The sequence below is a fragment of the Labrys sp. F242 genome, assembly GCF_057813875.1.
In genome coordinates this window covers 53,974-73,450 of sequence record NZ_JBVASG010000005.1, presented here as the reverse complement: position 1 = coordinate 73,450, position 19,477 = coordinate 53,974, and the positions used below count along the sequence as shown (strand labels likewise).

Sequence of the window (19,477 nt, the reverse complement as noted above, 5' to 3'; positions counted from 1 at the left end):
GATCTCGAGCCGGAAGGATCCTTCAATTATTAAAGCACTATGCTTAATTATCAAGCGAGATGACACGATTGGGGGGAACGCTTCCCGGAAACGCGGACGTTCTCGTCCATGCGTCCTCAAGGTAGCGGACCCGCGAGATGACAAAGGCGACAATAGAACTCGACGCATGTGTCCCCTCGCCCCGTTCTTACGGGGAGAGGCTAGCGTCGCATCTCTCATCCCAAGTCGGCGCTTAGGGATGCGGCATCCAAGTTCCTGGATACATCTTTTCCTATCGCGCCGCCGTCTGCGCATAGGCGCTGCCGAAGCGATTGGCCAGGAAGGCCGACAGGGCAATGTCCTCCTGGCGGATAAAGCCCTTCTGGGGCAATTCTCCTGCGGCCAGCATGTCCAGCACGGCGCAGATGGCGGAGGCCGTCGTCACCTGGATGGCGCTGCGCAGGCGCAAGCCGACGCGGCGGTTGTAGATCTTGTTGGCATAGGTCTCCTGCACCAGGTGGCCGTGGCGCTTGCCGCTGACGGTGACGAAGATCACCACCACGTCCTGGATCGTCGCCGGCAGGGCATTTTCGAGAATGTCCTTGAGCACGTCGCGGCGATGCCTGAGATCGAGGTCGTTGAGGAGCGCCTTCATGATCGCCGCATGGCCGGGATAGCGAATGGTGCGGTAATTCAGCGTGCGCACTCGCCCCAGATAGGTCTCGCACAGGCTGCCGAGGCCGCCCGAGGTGTTGAAGGCTTCATAGGTGACGCCGTCGAGCGAAAATTCCTCACGCTCCTCCATCGCCGGCATTTCGACGCGATGGCCATCGACGATCGCTTCGCAGGGTTCGCAATATTCGTTGATGACCCCATCCGTCGACCAGGTCAGGTTGTAGTTGAGCGCGTTGGAGGGATATTGCGGCAGGGCGCCGACCCGCATGCGGATGGAATCCAGGCTGTCGAATTGCTGGGCGAGATCATTGGCGACGATCGAGATAAAGCCGGGCGCCAGCCCGCATTGAGGGATGAAGGCGCTTTTGGCCAAAGCCGCGAGGTCCCGCACGCGGCGCGTCGAGGCGACGTCCTCGGTCAGGTCGAGATAATGGACATTGGCGCGCGCCGCCGCTTCCGCAATACGGGTGGTGAGATGAAAGGGCGCCGCGCTGAGCACCGCATAGGCACCGTCGAGCACTGCACCGAGGGCAGCCTCGTCCTGGAGATCGAGTTCACGTTGCGCCACCGCCGCCGAAAGCTCGGCACTTTCCAGCTGCTCGGCCGAACGGTCGATGACTGTGACTTCATAGTCTCCGCTGACCGCCAGAATATCGGCGATACACGCCCCGATCTTGCCTGCTCCCGCTACCACGATCTTGCGCATCGTCGGCCCCCCTGTCGCGATTCTTGCTCAAAAGCCTACGCCTGCCTCCTTTTGTTTCGAAGCCTGCATTTCGACGATATGCCGAACTTTCTTTGCACAATGCAGGGCGTTATATCGTCATTATGACGACACCCGCCGATGATGCCCTGATTGCCATCCTGCGCGAGAATGCCCGCGCCTCCACGGCCGAGATCGCCCGGCGCCTCGGCGTCTCCCGCACCACCGTGCAGAGCCGCCTGGCCCGCCTCGAACATCGCGGCGTGATCGTCGGCTACACCATCCGGCTTTCCGAGGAACACACGCGCTCGCTCCTGCGCGCCCATGTCCTGCTGACCACCGTGCCGAAGCTGATCCGCCAGGTGGAAGCGGGCCTGCGCGAAATTCCGTCCGTGCGCACCCTGCACTCGGTCAGCGGCAATTTCGACATGATCGCAGTGATCGAGGCCCGGTCCGTGGGCGAACTCGACGAACTCGCCGATCGCATCGGGGCGCTGGAGGGCGTCGAGCGCACCTCGACCTCTCTCATCCTGTCGACCCGGATCGAGCGTTAGCTGGGCGGTGACCGATCCCGACACCGACGGATCTTCGATAATCGACGTTCAGTTTCGGTTCAGCCGCAATCGGGATGATGGCGGCCAAATCATGAGAGGTCGAGATGCTCCTGCGCAAGAAACTGTTCGGTCTGGCTGGAACCCTGATGCTCGCCGTCTCGCCCACGGCGATCGTGCTGGTGCAGGATGCCATGGCCCAGGACGCCCAGGCCCCAACCACGGAAGCGCCCGCGCCGGGCGCCAAGCCCTCGGTCGAGGACATTCTGAAGCGCCATAAGAAGGGCAGCGGCCAGGATGGCGAAGGGGCTCCGGCAAAACGGGCTGCCCCCGCCGAATCGCAGGACCAGGACGGTGGCGCTCCCGCTGCAAAGCCGAAGCGGCAGAAGCCGGCTGCCGAGCAGGAGGGGGCAGCGCCCGGTTCCGGCGCTGACGAGGCCCCCGCCGCCAAGCCCAAGCGTCAGAAGCCTGCGCCCGATGCGGCCAGCCAGGACGCGCCCGGCGAACCGGCGCCGGTCGAGACGCCTCCTGCCGCCAAGCCCAAGCCCAAGAAGCCGGCACCCGATGCGGCCGGCCAGGAAACTCCTGGAAAACCGGCTGCTGGCGAGCCGGCACCGGCGGCTCCATCGACAAAGCCGAAGCGCCAGAAACCCGCCGCCCCTGGCGAAAACAGCGGGCAGGACACACCGGCCGCCAAGCCCGGCGCTCCTGCCCAGCCGAATACGGATCAAGGTGCCGGTACTGCCCCCGCGCAACCCAAGCCTCTCCAGCCCAAGCCTCTCCAGCCCAAGCCCCAGCAGCCTGCCGCCGGCGACGACCAGCCGGCTGCAGGCCAGGAGACGGACAAGGAGAACGGCGGCACGCCCGAACCGCGCGGCAAGCGCCGCGACCGCACGCAGGGCCAGCCTGGCCAGGGCCAGCCCGGCAATGACGGCGTGCCGCAGGGCGTCGACGACGGCCAGCCGCAGAAACGCCCCCAAGACCGCCCCCAGGACCGTCCTTTGGACGGCCGCTCAGGCGGGCGCAACCAGCTTCCCGGCCAAGGCGGCATTCCCCTGCCGGCCGACGGCACGCAGCAGGGTCAGGAGGGGCGCCCGGGCCTTCCGCCGCAGCCGGACAACGGCAGCCAGCAAGGCCAGGGCCGCCCCCTGCAGGGCCCGGTCGATCGGGCGGCGGAACAGCGCGCCATCGGCCTGTTGGGTGATACCACGCCGCCCGACCGTCTCAACGACCAGCAATTGCGCCAGCGCCTCAACGTCTATCGCTCGGCCCTGGCGACCGGAAACCTGTCGGAAGCCACCGAGCAAGCCCTGATCCAGCGCCTCAACGGCGCACGCGCGGCCCTGCGCAACCGCGTCGCCGACCAGGAATATGGCGGCGAGCAGCAGCAAGGCCAGGCCGGGCGCGGCTCGCCGTTCGGCCGCTCCCAGTTCCGCCAGGGTTCGCCCCGTCCCCAGGATATTCCCGCCATCCTGGCGGATCGGCGTCCGTCCAACGTATTGACCATCGAACAGCTCAACCGCCGTATCCTGGTCTATCGCGACGCCTCCAACGACCAGCGCTACAATCCCGAGGACCGTGAGGCCTTCGCGCAATATCTGCTGGACGACCGCAACGATCTGCGCCGCCGCCTGCTCAGCGATCGCGGTCAGCGCACTGACCGCCTGCGGGGCGATGAAGACGGCAGGCGATTCGACATGGACATCAACCCGCGCGGGCAGCGCTATCAGAGCGTCTGGGCCGCCGAAGTCGATGACGACCAGATCGAGCAGCAATTTGCCGCCCGCCCCCTCAAGCCTCTGCCGCGCCGCTATCCACGTGCCGAATTTCTTGCCCGGCCTGAGGTGGTGATGGAACAGCCCGCCGTGCGCCAGTCCATTCCCAGCGTCGAACTGGATACCATCCACTTCGGCTTCAACGAATCATTCGTACGCGAGGAAGAGATCGCCAATCTCGACCGCATCGGGCGCATCCTTGAGCGCATCGTGGCCGCCCATCCGGGCGAGGTCTTCGTGATCGAGGGCAATACGGATGCGGTGGGCGACGATGCCTATAATCTGCGCCTGTCCAAGGAGCGGGCCGAGGCTGTGAAGCAGGCCTTGACGCAATATTACGTGATCTCGCCCGACAATCTGGTCACGGCGGGCCTCGGCGAGCGCTATCTCAAGATCCCGACGCCGGAGCCCGAGCAGGAAAACCGCCGCGTGACCCTGCGCCGTATCACGCCTCTGCTGGAGAAGTGACGGCTGCGATAAAGATCGCGGCGCGCATCCCCGTCGGATGCGCGCCGCTTTTGCTTGCCATCGCTTCCCCTTTCGCTTAAATCCCGCGGCGCGGTGACAACTGGTCTCCGCGTCTCCTCGCCTCATGCATAACAGCCACGGCCGGGATCGCATCCTGGCCGCTTTTGTGCGGCGTCCCCTCATCGAGAGCGTCTCAGCACGTTCGAGAGTTCATCGGAGCCTAGTGGCCGTATGTCCGGCAGCCCGCGTCCCCGTCTTGTGATGAAGTTTGGCGGCACCTCTGTCGCCACTGTCGAGCGCATCAAGAATGTGGCGCAGCATGTCAAACGCGAGGTCGCCGCCGGCTACGACGTGGCGGTGGTGGTCTCCGCCATGTCCGGCAAGACCAATGAGCTCGTGGGCTGGTGCAACGAGGCGTCGCCGCTCTACGATCAGCGCGAATATGACACCATCGTCGCCTCCGGCGAACAGGTGACCTCGGGCCTCCTGGCCCTGACGCTCAGCAGCGTCGGCATCAAGGCCCGGTCCTGGCAGGGCTGGCAGGTGCCGATCGAGACCTCGGCCGCTCACGGCTCCGCACGCATTTCGGCGATCCCCTCCAAGAATCTCGATGACGGCTTTGCCGCCGGGGAAGTCGCGGTGATTTCCGGCTTCCAGGGCGTCGAGCCCATAAGCGGGCGCATCACCACGCTGGGCCGCGGTGGTTCCGACACGTCGGCCGTCGCCATTGCCGGCGCGATCGGTGCCGAGCGCTGCGACATTTACACCGATGTCGACGGCGTCTACACCACCGATCCGCGCATCGTGCCCAAGGCCCAGCGCATGGACCGCATCGCTTTCGAGGAAATGCTGGAAATGGCTTCCCTCGGCGCCAAGGTGCTGCAGGTCCGCTCGGTGGAACTGGCCATGGTCCACAAGGTGAAAACCTATGTAAGATCGTCCTTCGACGATCCAGAAAACCCCAATCCCGGAACCCTGATCTGCGACGAGGAAGACATCATGGAACAGCAGGTTGTGACCGGCATCGCCTATTCGAAGGATGAAGCGCAGATCACCCTGCGGGATGTTGCCGACCGTCCGGGTGTCGCCGCCGCCATCTTCGTGCCCCTGGCCGATGCCAACATCAACGTCGACATGATCGTGCAGAACATTTCCGCCGACGGGGCTTCCACCGACATCACCTTCACGGTGCCGCAGGCCGAGTTCCAGCGCGCCAAGGACGTGATCGACAAGGCCCGCAAGGACGTGGTGTGCGACAATGTCGAAACCAATATGGACGTCTCGAAGATCTCGGTGATCGGCATCGGCATGCGCAGCCATGCCGGCGTAGCGGCAACCTGCTTCCAGGCCCTCGCCGGCCGCGGCATCAACATCCGCGCCATCACCACCTCCGAGATCAAGATCTCCGTGCTGATCGACGCGGCCTATACCGAACTGGCGGTACGCACGCTCCACACGCTTTACGGGCTCGACAAGGCCTGAGCAACCGCGCCTTGTTCTCATGACGACGGCATAGCGCCCCGATGACGCAGTGCCCGGCAAGATCGGAAATACTTCTTTCAATTTCCGTGAGATCTTGCGACAGAACAAAAAGTTAGTGCGTGCTTCGTTTGGATTCTCGCGCGAGGTACGCCCCCTATTCATTATGGTACCGGCCGCTTCGCCAGAACCGGCCGGCCCTCTGAGACAGCGGACGGCCCCGGTTCGCCGGGTCGCCAGATCTGTCGAGGACATGGAGGCATCGGATGCGTGGCGCGATCGGTGGCCCGCGCCTGCTCCTCAAGCGGCTCCGCGAAGTCATGGCGGAGCCTGTTTCGGCGCAGGAGAGGCTGGACAAGACCGTTGTCTTGATCGCCGCGAACATGGTCGCGGAGGTCTGCTCGGTCTATGTCCTGCGCACCGACGGCACGCTCGAACTCTATGCCACCGAAGGCCTCAATCCGAACGCGGTGCATTTGACCACCATGCGCAAGGGCGAGGGCCTGGTCGGCCTCGTCGCCAAGGAAGCCGAGGCCGTCACCACCTCGGACGCGCAGCACCATCCCTCCTTTGCCTACAAGCCGGAAACAGGCGAAGAAATCTACAACGCCTTCCTCGGCGTGCCGATCCTGCGCGCCGGCGAGACGCTCGGCGTCCTGGTCGTGCAGAACAAGGCCCAGCGCGCTTATTCGGAAGAGGAGATCGAGGCGCTCGCCACGGTCGCCATGGTGCTGGCCGAGATGATCGCTTCCGGCGAGCTTCAGGCCCTCGCCCGCCCGGGCGCCGATCTCGCCAGCCGTCGCGCCCTGCAGTTGACCGGCGCCCCGCTTTCCGAGGGCGTCGGCCTCGGCCATGTCGTGCTGCACGAGCCACGCGTGGTGGTGAAGACCTTTATCGCCGATGACGTCGGGCGCGAGACAGACCGCCTCGACAATGCCATCGTCGGCCTGCGCGACGCCATCGACGCCATGCTCGACCGTGGCGACCTCGCCCGCGCCACCGAGACGCTCGACGTGCTCGAAGCCTATCGCATGTTTGCGCAGGACCGCGGCTGGATCACCAAGATGCGCGAGGTCATCGCCACCGGCGTCACCGCCGAGGCGGCGGTGCAGCGCGTGCAGTCCGACACGCGCGCGCGCATGCAGCGCGTCGCCGATCCGATCCTGCGCGAGCGCCTCTACGATCTCGACGATCTCGCCAACCGCCTGCTGCGTCAGCTCACCGGCGACGGGCATCACGTCTCCTCCGACGCCATGCCCAAGGATGCGGTGCTGGTGGCCCGCTCAATGGGGCCGGCGGCCCTGCTCGATTATTCGCGCGACAACCTGCGCGGCCTCATCCTCGAAGAGGGTGGCCCGACGAGCCATGTCGCCATTGTGGCGCGCGCGCTCGGCATTCCCACCGTGGGCGAGGTCGAGGGCATCACCAGCCTGGTCGAACAAGGCGATGCCATCATCGTCGACGGCTCGGTGGGCGAGGTCCAGGTGCGTCCGGCGCCCGATGTCGAACACGCTTATGCCGAGAAGGTGAGGTTCCGGGCCAAGCGGCAGGAGCAGTATCTCGCCCTGCGCAACCTGCCCAGCCGCACGCGCGACGGCAGCGATATCAGATTGTTCATCAATGCCGGCCTCCTGGTCGACCTGCCGCATATCAAGGAGAGCGGCGCCGACGGCATCGGGCTGTTCCGCACCGAGCTGCAATTCATGATCGCCTCGCAGTTCCCGCGTACCGGCGAGCAATATGCGCTCTACAAGGCCGTGCTGGAGGCTGCCGGTGACCGGCCCGTGACCTTCCGCACCCTCGATATCGGCGGCGACAAGGTGCTGCCCTATATGCACCAGATCGAGGAGGAGAACCCGGCGCTCGGCTGGCGCGCCATCCGTCTCGGCCTTGACCGTCCCGGCCTGATGCGCTCGCAGCTCCGCGCCTTGCTGCAGGCCGCCGCCGGACGCGAGCTCAGGGTGATGTTCCCGATGATCTCGGCCGCCGAGGAATTCGACCAGGCTCGCGGGGTGGTGGAACGCGAGATCACCTTCCTGCGCCGCCACGGCAAGCCCCTGCCGGATCTCGTGAAGCTCGGCGCCATGGTGGAGGTGCCCAGCCTCCTCTTCCAGCTCGACGAGATCCTGCAGCGCACCGACTTCCTGTCCGTCGGCTCGAACGATCTCTTCCAGTTCCTCTATGCGGTCGACCGCGGCAATGCGCGTGTGGCCGGCCGTTTCGACACGCTCTCGCCCTCGGTGATGCGGGCCCTGAAGATGATCGCCGACAAATCCAACGCCGCCGGCGTGCCGGTGACGCTGTGCGGCGAGCTGGCATCCAGACCGCTGGAGGCGCTTGCCCTGATCGGCCTCGGCTTCCGGCAATTGTCGATGACGCCGTCCGCGATCGGCCCGGTCAAGGCCATGTTGCTCGAAATCGACACGCGCGAGATCACAGACCTCGTCAACCACTACCTCAAGCCGGAAGCGGAGAAGCCGCTGCGCCTTGCCTTGCGGGAATTCGCTGCCGAACGCGGCATCCCGTTATAGCGAGGCTGCTCCGGGAGCGCGGACGTCCTCGCCCGCTTTTTCTCCCCATGCGCACCGTTTCCAAGATGCGGACGAGGACGTCCGCGCCCCCAGGATGAATAGATGCTACCCCTCGACCGCCTTGATGCCTTGCTTCGCCGCCGCGATTTCGTCGAGGCGGAGCTCGCCTCCGGCCCGGATGCCGAGTCCTATGTGGCCTTGGCTCGCGAACTCTCCGAACTCGATCCCGTCGCGGCAATCATTCGCGAATGGCAGGGTGCCCAGGAAGAACTGAAAGGCGTCGAAGTCATCATTGCCGAACCGGCCATGGCCGGCGAGATGGCCGAGATGGCGGAGGAGGAACGCAAGTCGCTGCTCGAACGGCTCGGCGAGTTGGAGACCGCGATCAAGCTGTCGCTGCTGCCCAAGGACGCCGCCGACGAAAAATCGGCCATCCTGGAAGTGCGCGCCGGCACCGGCGGCGACGAGGCCTCGCTTTTCGCCGGCGACCTCCTGCGCATGTATATGCGCTATGCCGGTCTCCAGGGCTGGAAGACCGAGATCCTGACCGAATCCGAAGGCACCATGGGCGGCTACAAGGACGTCGCCGTGGCGGTCAGGGGCAAGGGCGTCTTCGCCAAGCTGAAATTCGAATCCGGCGTGCATCGCGTGCAGCGTGTACCGGTGACGGAGGCAGGCGGACGTATCCACACCTCCGCCGCCACGGTCGCCGTGTTGCCCGAAGCCGAAGAGGTGGATATCGCCATCGAGGAGAAGGACCTCAAAGTCGACGTCTTCAGGGCGTCCGGCGCCGGCGGCCAGCACGTCAACACCACCGACAGTGCCGTGCGCATCACCCATCTGCCCACCGGCATCGCCGTCGCGGTACAAGCTGAACGCTCCCAGCACAAGAACCGGGCACAGGCCATGGCGATGCTGCGGGCACGCCTCTACGAGGCCGAGCGCGAGCGCGTCGACAGCGCCCGCGCGGCCGACCGGCGCGACCAGGTCGGCTCGGGCGACCGTTCCGAACGTATCCGTACCTATAATTTCCCGCAGGGGCGGCTCACCGATCATCGCATCGGCCTCACCCTCTACAAGCTCGATCAGATCATCACCGGGGATGCCCTCCACGAGGTGATCGACGCGCTGGTGACCGAAAACCAGGCCCGGCTTCTCGCCGCCAGCGAGGCTCGGGCGTGAGAGACAAGCTTGGTCTGCACGGCAAACGCCGCGCATGGGCGCTTCCATGACCACGCTCGGCGGCCTCTATCGGGAGATCCTGACCGACTTCCGGACAGCGAGCCTTGCCACGCCCGAGCTCGACGCGCGGTGGCTGGTCGCCGAAGCCGCCGGCCTGCCGGCGACCGCGATCACGCTCTCACCCGACAGCCCGATAACGGCCGAGGCCGCTGCGAAAGCCTACGCCTTCCGCGCCCGGCGCCTGGCCGGGGAGCCGGTGGACCGCATCCTGGGGAGCCGCGCGTTCTGGAGCCTGGAATTCCGCCTCGGCCCTGCCACCCTGTCGCCAAGGCCGGACACCGAAACCATCGTCGAAACCTGCCTTGCCCTGCTGCCCCAGCGGGATGCAGCCTATCGTCTGCTCGATCTCGGCACCGGCACCGGCGCCATCCTGATTGCCCTACTCCATGAAAGACCCCGAGCGAGCGGAATCGGGATCGATCGCTCTGCCGACGCCCTGGCTGTTGCTGCCCTGAATGCCGCCGATAATGGCGTTGCCGACCGGGCTCAATTCCAGCCCCGGAATTGGACGGAGGGCCTGGAGGATAAATTCGACCTCATCGTCTCCAACCCGCCCTATATTCCCTCCGCCGATATTGCCGGGCTGGAACCCGAGGTCCGCCAGCACGACCCGCTGCTGGCCCTCGATGGTGGCACGGACGGCCTCGACGCCTATCGTGCCATTGTCGCCGACGCGCCTCGCCTGCTGCGCCCGGGCGGGCTGCTGGTCTTCGAGCTCGGCATCGGCCAGGAGGACGCCGTGGCGGCGCTGATGCGTCAAGCCGGTTTCGAGATGATCGGTCCGGCGCGCAAAGATCTCGGTGGCGTCGCCCGGGCTCTCGCCGGCCGCTGGCCGGCCTGACGTCTAGAGCAGGCGCTCAACCAGTCCATCCCGCAGAAAGCGTTGCAGCAGCGGCACGCAAAAATCCAGGAACACCCTGACGCGATGGGGAATGTTGTCGCCGCCGAAGAAGAGGACATGCATGTCCTCCTCGTCAGGCGTGACCGCATCAGCGAGGATCTCGACGAGGCGTCCAGCCGCCAGCTCGTCGCGGATGTGATAATCGGCAAGGCGCGCCAGACCCACACCGGCGACGGCCATGCGGCGCAGCGTCTCGCCATTGTTGGCGAGCAGGGAAGCGCGCACGGCACGGTCGACGATGCGGCCGCTCTCACTGATCGGCCATACCGGCACGGCACGACGGAAACTGAAACCCAGGCAATTGTGCCGTATGAGGTCATCGACCGATCGCGGCATGCCATGACGGTCGAGATAGGCCGGAGCTGCGACGATCAGGCGTCGCGAGGTGCCGATACGGCGTGCCCGCAGACGCGAGTCGGGCAAAGCACCCACCCGGAAAGCCACGTCGATATGCTCCTGATAGAGATCGAGCTTTTCTTCCGAAAGCGCCAGGTCGACGGCAACCTCCGGATAGGCCTGCCAGAAGGCCGGCAGGATCGGCTCGATCGCCATTGCCCCGAAGGCCAGCGAAGCCGTCACGCGCACGGTGCCGCTGGGGGTCACGGCTTGCCCGCTCAAATCCCGCTCGATCGCATCGAAGTCGTCGATGACGGCACCGCCGCGCTCGTAATAGGCCCGCCCTTCCCCGGTAAGAGACAGACGCCGGGTCGAACGCTCGAACAATCGCAATCCCAGGCGCGTCTCGATCCGTGCAATCAGCTTGCTCACCGTCGAAGGCGTCATGCGCAACTGCCGGGCGGCACGCGAATAGCTGCCGGTTTCGACCACCAGCCGGAACACCTGCATCTCGCCAAAGCGGTTGTCCATCTGCTGCCTGCTCTTACTCGTGAAACGATTTCATAAATAAGGTGATCCCCGGCGCCTTTCCCGGAACCCGACGCGGCCCTACCTCCACCTGAACCCAGGCGGCAGCGCTGATGCCGTCGCCGCTTGGAAACCAAGGAATCGAAAGTCGAGAAACGACAATGGATGCAATGGCCCCACTACCACGTACCGCCAATGCCGGCACGCCGTCCAGCTTCTGGCCGCTGACGGCGCTGGCCATCGGCGCCTTTGGCATCGGCACCACCGAATTCTCGCCCATGGGCATGCTGCGCGACATTGCGCAAGGCGTCAGCGTCGACATTCCGACCGCCGGCCTGTTGATCAGCGCCTATGCCATCGGCGTGATGGCTGGCGCACCGGTGATGACGCTGCTGCTGGCCCGCCTTCACAAGCGCACGGCCCTGATGGTGCTGATGGGCATCTTCACCATCGGCAATTTGCTGGCGGCGATCGCACCCGGCTACTGGACGCTCATGGCGGCCCGCATCGTCACCAGCCTCAATCATGGTGCCTTCTTCGGCCTCGGCTCGGTCGTCGCTGCCAGCATCGTGCCACGGGAACGCCAAGCCAGCGCTATCGCCGCGATGTTCCTGGGCCTGACCATCGCCACCATCGGCGGCGTGCCGGCGGCCACCTGGATCGGCCAGGCCATCGGCTGGCGCCAGACCTTCGCTGCGACGGCCCTGCTCGGGCTGGCGGCCATCCTGGCGCTCTTCCTGGCTCTCCCGAAAGGGGAACCCGGCAGCATGCCCGACATCCGCCGGGAATTCGGCGCCATTGCCCAGCGCAGCGTGCTGACCGCCATGGCGGCCACCGTGATGGGTGCGGGTGCCATGTTCGTCCTCTATACCTATGTCACCTCGGTACTGGTCGAGATCACCCAAGCCGGCGCCAGTTTCATCACCCTCGCCCTTGCCCTGATCGGCATTGGCCTGACCCTCGGCAATACGCTGGGTGGCCGCCTGGCCGACTGGTCGCTGGACGGCGCCGCCAGGCTCTCACTGGCAGCCCTCGGCGTGATCATGATGATGCTGCCGCTCGCTCTGACCAATCATTGGGGCGCCGCAATCGGCCTTGTCATCTGGGGCATGGCCGCCTTCGCCATCGTGCCGCCCTTGCAGATGCGGGTGATGCAGGTCGCCTCGGCGGCACCGGGCCTGGCTTCTTCCATCAATGTCGGCGCCTTCAATCTCGGCAACGCCCTCGGTGCCGCCATCGGCAGCGCAACCCTCAGCCTGGGCCTGGGCTATGCAGCCATACCGATTGCTGGCGGATTGCTGGCCCTTGCCGGCCTCGCACTCGCCTTCGTTGGTAGCGAGCGGGCAGCGGCGGTAGCATGCCCCGACCCGACCTAAGGCGGCGTTATTGCTGGGACCGCAGGCGTCCTCGCCTGCTCTTGGAAGGGCAGCGCTCACAGGATGGGACGATGCAGGCGAGGACGCCTGCGATCCCAGGAAAAAAGAAAACCCCGCCGAAGCGGGGTTTTTTTGTGATGGATGGGGAAGCGCCTCAGGCGGCGGCCTCCTCCTCCTCTTCGGTGGCGTCGTCGAACTCTGCCTCGGCTTCCTTGGCACCGCCACGCTTGGGGCCCTTGGCGAGGTTGGCTTCGATCACCTTCACGGCCTCGGAATCGATGAGGTCGTCCACGGCGGCGAGCTCGCGCGCCATGCGATCGAGAGCCGCTTCATAGAGCTGACGCTCGGAATAGGACTGCTCAGGCTGCGCGTCGGAGCGATAGAGATCGCGCACCACCTCGGCAATAGCGATCAGGTCGCCCGAATTGATCTTGGCTTCGTATTCCTGCGCACGGCGCGACCACATGGTGCGCTTGATGCGGGCACGGCCCTTGAGCGTCTCGAGCGCCTTGGCGACCACAGCCGGCTCGGACAGCTTGCGCATGCCGACGGAAGCGATCTTGGTGGTGGGCACGCGCAGCGTCATCTTGTCCTTGGAGAAGGAGATCACGAACAGCTCAAGCTTGAAACCGGCTACTTCCTGCTCGTCGATCGACACGATCTTGCCGACGCCATGCGAGGGGTAAACAATGCTCTCGCCCGTCTTGAAACCCTGCTTCGTGGACGTCTTTTTCGCTGTCGTCATGACGCTTCAACGCTCCTATCATTGGCGGATGCCGAACCGGCAGCCGCACCAAACCACGGACAGGCTCGCGCCTGTTGCCGCAAACACCATTCGACAGTGGAACCAGGCCAAAGCTTCAAGGAGCCGCCGCGAGGAACGTCGAACTGAAGGACGGTCAAAAATTCCATGTATCTATCGGCGCTACCCGCACCGACCGACTGAGGTCCCTTGAAGCTGAGCACAAAAAAATTGCCCCTGTGCGGAGCAGCGGCGGGGGTAACTCGGTCTCTCTCTTGACCATGCCGTGTGTATACACCAAAAATCGGCAAAAATCAACGCTTTTACACGCAAAAACGGCGCGTAAAGCGCTCGTTAAGGTTGATACCACGCGGTTTTTGTGAATAGCCGCTATGCAAAAAGCGACGGGCACATGCAAGCGCATCCCGACGGCCACCTGTGGCCGAGGCCCAGAAAACGGGCAGCCATGCTGCCCGCACAGTGGAGGCGAACCCTGCCGAATTCGGCCGGGATCTGGCGGTCAGGCGTCGCCCTGGCCCGGTTCCGGAGAGAGCAGCGGCAACTTGTCCGGCTTGCCGTCCCACTCCTTGGAATCGGGGAAACTGTCGCGCTTGACCGTGATATTGGGCCAGCTCTGCGCGAATTTGGCATTCAGCTCAAGCCAGGCCTCCAGGCCCTTTTCGGTATCGGCCTTGATGGCATCCGCCGGACATTCAGGCTCACAGACACCGCAATCGATGCATTCGTCGGGATGGATGACGAGAAAATTCTCACCCTCGTAGAAACAGTCCACCGGGCAGACTTCCACGCAGTCCATGTATTTGCACTTGATGCAGTTCTCAGTGACCACGTAGGTCATGCCAGAAAATCCCGAAAGTTTATAATCTTGCTAAAACTGCCTAGCCGAACTGTGCCGACGGTTCAAGGCGCACCAGCACAGAGCAGCCATTCGTCGCGGTGCTGGCTTTAACACAGTTCATCACAAACGGGGCACTGGACCTGTCCTCTACCCGGCCTGTCCTGCATCTCCAGCGCCCGGCCGGGGCGACAGCAAAGCGAGCTTGCAGGCTTGCCGTCCCATTGCTTGGCGTCCGCTGGGGTTTCGCGCTTCATCGTGATCTCCGGCCAGAGATAGGCATAGCGCGCGTTCAGTTCAACCCAGGCCTCCAGCCCCCGCTCGGCGCCGGAATGGATGGCATCCGCCGGACAAACCGGTTCGCAGATGCCGCAATCGATGCAGAGCAAAAGCGTTTTTCGATTTGGCGGAGTCACCTAGAATCGCAAAGACGCGTCGAACCAAAAAGCTGGAGCAAACAAGCGTTCAGTCATGAACGCGCTTTGCTCTAGGGATCGATGACAAGCATGATCTCGCCTTCCCGGAAGCAATCCACCGGGCACTCGGCGACACAGTCCATATATTTGCCCATATATTTGCATTTGATGCCGTTCTCGGTGACCACCTTGAGCAAAGCGCGTTTTCACATAAACGTCTCTTTGCTCCAGCTTTTTGTTTCGACGCGTCTTTGCGATTCTTGGCGTGACCGCCAAAATCAAAAAACACTCCGGGTCATGGCGGCCATTCCATCGAGGGAAGTCCTCAATGGAATGGCCGGGTGTGGCACGCTCGAGGCACAATTGCGGTCACAAGAGATCGCGGGCGATTTTCTCATGCCAGCGGCGCTCGGCTGCCACCTCGCCATTGGCGAGGGCCTTGAGCTCGCCTTCCAGGATGAAATCGGCCGCGGTCGCCTGCATCGCGGTCTTCACCTCGATACGGATCTGCCAGCCCTCGCGCCCCATCTCATAGCTCTCGGTGAGGTGGTAGCGCGCGCTGAGTGGATCATCGCCTCTGATGGTGAGTTCGCGCCGGAGACTATGGGAGAGCGTGGTATCGATCTCGTCGAAGCGCAGCACGCCCTCTCCGAACAGGCCGCCCTCCCCCTCCGTGACATAGGTGGCCGTGTTCGTCAGGAGATCGAGCGAGGTGGTACGCGCCATCCGCCCTTCGGCGACCTTGGACATCGGGGTACGCGCCGCGCTCACGGCGGGCTCGAAGGCGACGACGAAGTCGTCCGCGCGGGCCTCGCGCACCGGCATGCTCAGCCGACCCGGGCAGCGCAGGGTCAGCGTCACCGGTTCCGGCGCCGGCCAGATCAGCGGCCAGTAGGCCGTCGACAAGGCCAGGCGGATGCGATGCCCCGGGGCGAGAGCATAGCCGCAATCGCTCAATTTGAGGCGGATGGGATAGAAGCGGCCGGGCACCAGCGCCTCGGGGTCGACATGGCTGTCGCGATGGGTCAGGTTGAGCACGCCATAGGCGATGCGGCGAGAAGATCCATCCGGCGCGACGTCGCAGAGCCGGGCGCAGAGCTGGGCCAGAGGCTTATCGGAGGCGACCTCGATCTCGATCTCCGGGGCGCCAAGCAATTCGACCCGTTCGGTCAGGACCTCGCCGTCGAAGCTGCAGGAGAAGGCATCGTCATGCCGCTGATCGGCCGGCTCCTCGCCGCTGACCCCGGTGCCCATCCATTCCCCGGCCGCTGCCCCCGTCCAGGCCGGCGAGGCGAAGGCGATCTCGCTGGCCGGGCCGGGCTCGGGCGTCAAGGTGCCCGGCGCTAGATGGACGGTCTTGGCGGTGATCTGCGGCGAAGGCCAGGTCATCTCGCCGACAAAGCGGCCAGGCACCGGATCGCGGTGACCGGGCGGCGTCCATTCCTCGATGAAGGCCCGCATCATCGGCTCGGCCATAATGCCGCGATCCCGGCCCTTCAGCCAGTGATCCCACCAGCGCGTCGCCTCCTGCAGGAAGCCGATGGCAGGGCCCGGCACGCCGTCCTGCGGGTAGATATGGGCCCAGGGCCCGATCAGGCCGAGCCTGGGCACCTCCAGGCCCTCCAGCAGGCGCGGAATGGCATTGGTGTAGGCATCGCCCCAGCCGCCGACTGCGAAAACCGGACATTGCACGGCCGAGAAATCCTCACAGATCGAGCCGTGCCGCCAATAGGCATCGCGCCTCTGATGGGCGAGCCAGAGCGCCGGGAAGAAAGGCAGACGTTCGAGCCGGTGCTGCCATTGCGCCCGCCAGGCCTCGCCGACCAGCGCCGGATCCGCCGGGCGCGCCTGGTAGGCCAGCATGATGCTGCCCCACCACAGATTGTCGTTGAGCAGGGTGCCGCCCATAAAATGGATGTCGTCGGCATAGCGGTCGTCGGTCGAGCAGACGGTGATGACAGCCTTGAGCGCCGGCGGGTTGAGCGCCGCGACCTGCAGGCAGTTGAAACCGCCCCAGCTCTTGCCCATCATGCCGACGGCGCCCGAGCACCAGGGCTGGGCCGCGAGCCAGGCGATCACCTCGCAGGCATCGTCGAGCTCGCGTTGCAGATATTCATCCTCGAGCAGGCCGTCGGATTCGCCGCTGCCTCTCATGTCCACGCGGATGGCGGCATAGCCATTGGCAGCGAACCAGCCATGCATCGGCTCGTCCCGCCCGCGCGTGCCATCACGTTTGCGGTAGGGGATATATTCGAGGACCGCCGGCACAGGCCTGGCCTCCGCATCCTCGGGCAGCCAGAGGCGGGCTGCGAGCCGGGTGCCATCGGCGAGTGGGATAAAAAAATGTTCGATCGTGCGGGTCGCGGTCATCGGAAAAGACTTTATGAAAGACAAACGAAAGGGCCGGTCCGAGGACCGGCCCTTTCTACGAACTATTGGATCACGCCACCTTGCGGCTGGCGAGAATGTTGTCGAGCCAGTGGGTATCCATCTCCGGCACGGAGCTGATCAGCTTCTCCGTATAGGGGTGGAAGGGCGGCGCGAAGATGTCGGCCGTCGGGCCCTGGGCGATGATCTCGCCCTTGAGCATCACCGCCGTGCGATGGGCGATGCGGCGCACCGTGCCGAGGTCGTGGGTGATAAACATATAGGCGAGACCAAGATCGTCCTGCAGCTTCTTGAGGAGCTTGAGCACGTCTTCCGCCACCAGCGGGTCGAGGGCGGAGGTCGGCTCGTCGCAGATGATCACCTCCGGCTCGGCCGCCAGGGCACGCGCGATGCAGACGCGCTGCTTCTGGCCGCCCGAGAGCTGTCCGGGCCGACGGTCCGCGAACTCCTCCGGCAGACCGACCTGATGCAGCAGTTCAAGCACCCGCTTGCGCACGTCCCCCGCCGAACGGTTGAAGTAGAAGCTCACCGGGCGCCCGATGATCTGCCCCAGGCTCTGGCGCGGATTGAGCGCCACGTCCGGCATCTGATGCACCATCTGCAGGCGGCGGAGGATGTCCTTGCTGCGTTGGGGCAAAGCCGGCGGCAGGGTCTTGCCGTTGAGTGAGACATCCCCCTCCCAGCGCGGCAGCAGGCCGACCACGATACGCGCAATCGTGCTCTTGCCGGAGCCGGACTCGCCCACCACCGCCAGGGTCTCGCCTTTTGCGAGCTTGAAGGAGGCGTTCTTGACGATCGCCACCGGGCCGTAGCCAGCGGTGACGTTGGTCATGGAGAGTACGGGCTCGGCCCCCTCCGCCGGGGCGGTGAGCTGGAGATGCTCGGCCTCGCGCCGCTCGTTCACCAGCGCACGGGCATAGTCGGTCCGCGGCGCCTCCAGCACCTGCTGGGCCTCGCCGACCTCGACGGTCTTGCCATGACGCAGCACCATGATGCGATGGGCGATCTGGGCCACCACGGCAAGGTCGTGCGTGATGTAGAGACCTGCCGTGCCGAATTCCCGGATGAGGTCGCGCAGCAGCGCCAGCACCTCGATCTGGGTGGTGACGTCGAGCGCCGTGGTCGGCTCGTCGAGCACGATCACGTCGGGCCGGCAGCTCATTGCCATCGCCGCCATGGCGCGCTGGAGCTGGCCGCCCGAGACCTGGTGGGGATAGCGGTCGCCGATCGTGTCGGGATTGGGCAGTTGCAGGATGCGAAAGAGCTTGCGGGCATAGGCTTCCGCCTCTGGCCGCGTCATCACGCCATGCACCACCGGCGCCTCACAGACCTGGTCCATCAGCGTCATGGCCGGGTTGAAGGAAGCGGCGGCACTCTGGGCGATATAGGCGATGCTCTTGCCGCGGAAATTGCGGCGCTGCGCGGCGGTGGAGGCGCGCAGTTCGGTGCCGTCGAGCTTGATCGAGCCTCCGGTGATGCGCATGCCGGCCCGGGCATAGGCCATCGACGCCAGGCCGATGGTGGACTTGCCGGCACCGGACTCACCGATGAGGCCGAGGATTTCTCCCCGCCGCAACGTCACGTCGACATTGTCGACCAGAACGCGGCCGGTGATGGTCTCGACCCGGAGCTTTTCCAGCTCGAGGATCATGTCGGAAGAGGTTTTGTCGTCTGCCATCTCGGCCCCCTTACATTTCCGCTTGCGCGCCGGATGGGCGGGCATCGATCGACAGGAACCAATCGACCACCAGGTTGATGCCGATGGTGAGCAGGGCGATGGCGGCGGCGGGATAGAGTGCCGCGGCCCGCCCGAGCTTAAGGCTGGTGATGTTGTCGCGCACCATGCCGCCCCAGTCCGCATAGGGCAGGGGAACGCCGAGACCGATGAAGCTCAAGGCGGCGATGAACAGGAAGTTGAAGCAGAAGCGCAGTCCGAACTCCGACATCAAAGGCGCGGCGGCATTGGGCAGGATCTCGCGCCAGACCACCCACCAAATGCCCTCGCCGCGCAGCCTCGCCACCTCGACGAAATCCAGCGAGGCGAGGTTCATGCCGAGCGCGCGGGCAAGGCGATAGACGCGGCTGGAGTCGAGGAAGGCGATGGTCAGCACCAGGGAGGTCAGGGTCTGGCCGAAGATCGACAGGATGATCAGCGCCCAGATCAGCAGCGGCACCGACATGACGATGTCGACGGCGCGCGAGAGCACGGCGTCGATCCACCGCCCGGTCACGGCCGCCACAAGGCCGAGCGTAATGCCGATGGCGAAGGACATGATGGTGGTGACCAGGGCGATGCCGATGGTGAGGCGGGCGCCATAGATCAGGCGGGTGAGCATGTCACGCCCGATCTGGTCGGTCCCCAGCCAGTTGGCCGCCGAGATCGTCGCCCAGGTCTTGCCGACAGTCTGCGTCTCCGAATAAGGAGCGAGCCAAGGGCCGGCGATGGCGACGACGACGTTGAGCGCGATGATGAACAAGCCGATGACGGCAGTGAGCGGCGCCTTGTGTCCGAAAATGACCATGCTGCTTTC

General features: G+C 65.0%; 14 protein-coding genes and 2 pseudogenes. 7 read left to right on the top strand and 9 right to left on the bottom strand.

All coding sequences use genetic code 11. The annotated features are described in order from the left end of the window. Positions 1-271: 271 nt before the first annotated feature. Positions 272-1,360 (bottom strand): saccharopine dehydrogenase family protein, encoded by a 1,089-nt coding sequence (locus ACZYTC_RS26820; RefSeq protein WP_488990959.1) that lies wholly within the window; start codon positions 1,358-1,360, stop codon positions 272-274. A gap of 122 nt (positions 1,361-1,482) precedes the next feature. On the opposite strand from ACZYTC_RS26820, the gene ACZYTC_RS26815 reads away from it, so the two are divergent. The 6 genes from ACZYTC_RS26815 to prmC all read left to right on the top strand — a co-directional run bounded on the left by ACZYTC_RS26815 (position 1,483) and on the right by prmC (position 10,244). Continuing rightward, positions 1,483-1,911: an Lrp/AsnC family transcriptional regulator gene (locus tag ACZYTC_RS26815; protein WP_434954921.1), complete on the top strand. Its 429-nt coding sequence runs from the start codon at positions 1,483-1,485 to the stop codon at positions 1,909-1,911. Positions 1,912-2,015: 104 nt separating this feature from the next. Beyond that, positions 2,016-4,151 carry an OmpA family protein gene (locus tag ACZYTC_RS26810; RefSeq protein WP_488990958.1) on the top strand — a complete coding sequence of 712 codons (2,136 nt, stop codon included), beginning with the start codon at positions 2,016-2,018 and terminating at the stop codon, positions 4,149-4,151. A gap of 231 nt (positions 4,152-4,382) precedes the next feature. Beyond that, positions 4,383-5,633 (top strand): aspartate kinase, encoded by a 1,251-nt coding sequence (locus tag ACZYTC_RS26805; protein ID WP_488990957.1) that lies wholly within the window; start codon positions 4,383-4,385, stop codon positions 5,631-5,633. 263 nt (positions 5,634-5,896) lie between these two features. Further along, positions 5,897-8,161: a phosphoenolpyruvate--protein phosphotransferase gene (ptsP, locus tag ACZYTC_RS26800; protein WP_434954918.1), complete on the top strand. Its 2,265-nt coding sequence runs from the start codon at positions 5,897-5,899 to the stop codon at positions 8,159-8,161. Between the two features lie 102 nt (positions 8,162-8,263). Beyond that, on the top strand, positions 8,264-9,343 hold the full coding sequence (prfA, locus tag ACZYTC_RS26795) for a peptide chain release factor 1 (RefSeq protein WP_488990956.1): 1,080 nt from the start codon (positions 8,264-8,266) through the stop codon (positions 9,341-9,343). 34 nt (positions 9,344-9,377) lie between these two features. Beyond that, complete coding sequence (gene prmC / locus ACZYTC_RS26790) at positions 9,378-10,244, top strand: peptide chain release factor N(5)-glutamine methyltransferase (RefSeq protein WP_488990955.1); 867 nt, start codon at positions 9,378-9,380, stop codon at positions 10,242-10,244. Positions 10,245-10,247: 3 nt separating this feature from the next. Here prmC and ACZYTC_RS26785 read toward each other — a convergent pair whose 3' ends face one another. Beyond that, on the bottom strand, positions 10,248-11,171 hold the full coding sequence (locus tag ACZYTC_RS26785; protein ID WP_488990954.1) for a LysR family transcriptional regulator: 924 nt from the start codon (positions 11,169-11,171) through the stop codon (positions 10,248-10,250). 167 nt (positions 11,172-11,338) lie between these two features. Here ACZYTC_RS26785 and ACZYTC_RS26780 point away from each other — a divergent pair, with 167 nt between their 5' ends. Then, the gene (locus tag ACZYTC_RS26780) at positions 11,339-12,544 is read left to right on the top strand and encodes an MFS transporter (RefSeq protein ID WP_488990953.1); all 1,206 of its coding nucleotides are present in this window, start codon (positions 11,339-11,341) and stop codon (positions 12,542-12,544) included. Positions 12,545-12,698: 154 nt separating this feature from the next. Here ACZYTC_RS26780 and ACZYTC_RS26775 read toward each other — a convergent pair whose 3' ends face one another. From ACZYTC_RS26775 to ACZYTC_RS26745, 7 genes and pseudogenes are all read right to left on the bottom strand, one after another. Beyond that, positions 12,699-13,289 carry a CarD family transcriptional regulator gene (locus ACZYTC_RS26775; protein WP_367624859.1) on the bottom strand — a complete coding sequence of 197 codons (591 nt, stop codon included), beginning with the start codon at positions 13,287-13,289 and terminating at the stop codon, positions 12,699-12,701. Between the two features lie 517 nt (positions 13,290-13,806). Beyond that, positions 13,807-14,145 (bottom strand): ferredoxin FdxA, encoded by a 339-nt coding sequence (gene fdxA / locus ACZYTC_RS26770; RefSeq protein ID WP_105865397.1) that lies wholly within the window; start codon positions 14,143-14,145, stop codon positions 13,807-13,809. A gap of 147 nt (positions 14,146-14,292) precedes the next feature. Next, positions 14,293-14,525, bottom strand: a pseudogene (locus ACZYTC_RS26765) (DUF3470 domain-containing protein); the annotation flags it as partial. A 107-nt stretch (positions 14,526-14,632) separates the two neighbouring features. Continuing rightward, a pseudogene (locus ACZYTC_RS26760) lies at positions 14,633-14,755 on the bottom strand (ferredoxin FdxA); the annotation flags it as partial. A gap of 172 nt (positions 14,756-14,927) precedes the next feature. Then, the gene (locus ACZYTC_RS26755) at positions 14,928-16,928 is read right to left on the bottom strand and encodes a CocE/NonD family hydrolase (RefSeq protein WP_434954912.1); all 2,001 of its coding nucleotides are present in this window, start codon (positions 16,926-16,928) and stop codon (positions 14,928-14,930) included. 70 nt (positions 16,929-16,998) lie between these two features. After that, a complete protein-coding gene (locus tag ACZYTC_RS26750; RefSeq protein ID WP_434954911.1) occupies positions 16,999-18,624 on the bottom strand; it encodes an ABC transporter ATP-binding protein in 1,626 nt (541 codons plus the stop codon). A gap of 10 nt (positions 18,625-18,634) precedes the next feature. Next, positions 18,635-19,468: an ABC transporter permease gene (locus tag ACZYTC_RS26745; protein ID WP_322434950.1), complete on the bottom strand. Its 834-nt coding sequence runs from the start codon at positions 19,466-19,468 to the stop codon at positions 18,635-18,637. Positions 19,469-19,477: the final 9 nt, after the last annotated feature.

Excerpts from the sequence above, each read along its gene's own strand:
- ACZYTC_RS26755 (WP_434954912.1), bottom strand. The coding sequence starts at position 16,928 with ATGACCGCGACCCGCACGATCGAACATTTTTTTATCCCACTCGCCGAT.
- fdxA (WP_105865397.1), bottom strand. The coding sequence starts at position 14,145 with ATGACCTACGTGGTCACTGAGAACTGCATCAAGTGCAAATACATGGAC.
- ACZYTC_RS26785 (WP_488990954.1), bottom strand. The coding sequence starts at position 11,171 with ATGGACAACCGCTTTGGCGAGATGCAGGTGTTCCGGCTGGTGGTCGAA.
- prfA (WP_488990956.1), top strand. The coding sequence starts at position 8,264 with ATGCTACCCCTCGACCGCCTTGATGCCTTGCTTCGCCGCCGCGATTTC.
- ACZYTC_RS26775 (WP_367624859.1), bottom strand. The coding sequence starts at position 13,289 with ATGACGACAGCGAAAAAGACGTCCACGAAGCAGGGTTTCAAGACGGGC.
- ACZYTC_RS26745 (WP_322434950.1), bottom strand. The coding sequence starts at position 19,468 with ATGGTCATTTTCGGACACAAGGCGCCGCTCACTGCCGTCATCGGCTTG.
- ACZYTC_RS26750 (WP_434954911.1), bottom strand. The coding sequence starts at position 18,624 with ATGGCAGACGACAAAACCTCTTCCGACATGATCCTCGAGCTGGAAAAG.
- prmC (WP_488990955.1), top strand. The coding sequence starts at position 9,378 with ATGGGCGCTTCCATGACCACGCTCGGCGGCCTCTATCGGGAGATCCTG.
- ACZYTC_RS26805 (WP_488990957.1), top strand. The coding sequence starts at position 4,383 with ATGTCCGGCAGCCCGCGTCCCCGTCTTGTGATGAAGTTTGGCGGCACC.
- ACZYTC_RS26815 (WP_434954921.1), top strand. The coding sequence starts at position 1,483 with ATGACGACACCCGCCGATGATGCCCTGATTGCCATCCTGCGCGAGAAT.
- ACZYTC_RS26820 (WP_488990959.1), bottom strand. The coding sequence starts at position 1,360 with ATGCGCAAGATCGTGGTAGCGGGAGCAGGCAAGATCGGGGCGTGTATC.
- ACZYTC_RS26810 (WP_488990958.1), top strand. The coding sequence starts at position 2,016 with ATGCTCCTGCGCAAGAAACTGTTCGGTCTGGCTGGAACCCTGATGCTC.
- ptsP (WP_434954918.1), top strand. The coding sequence starts at position 5,897 with ATGCGTGGCGCGATCGGTGGCCCGCGCCTGCTCCTCAAGCGGCTCCGC.
- ACZYTC_RS26780 (WP_488990953.1), top strand. The coding sequence starts at position 11,339 with ATGGCCCCACTACCACGTACCGCCAATGCCGGCACGCCGTCCAGCTTC.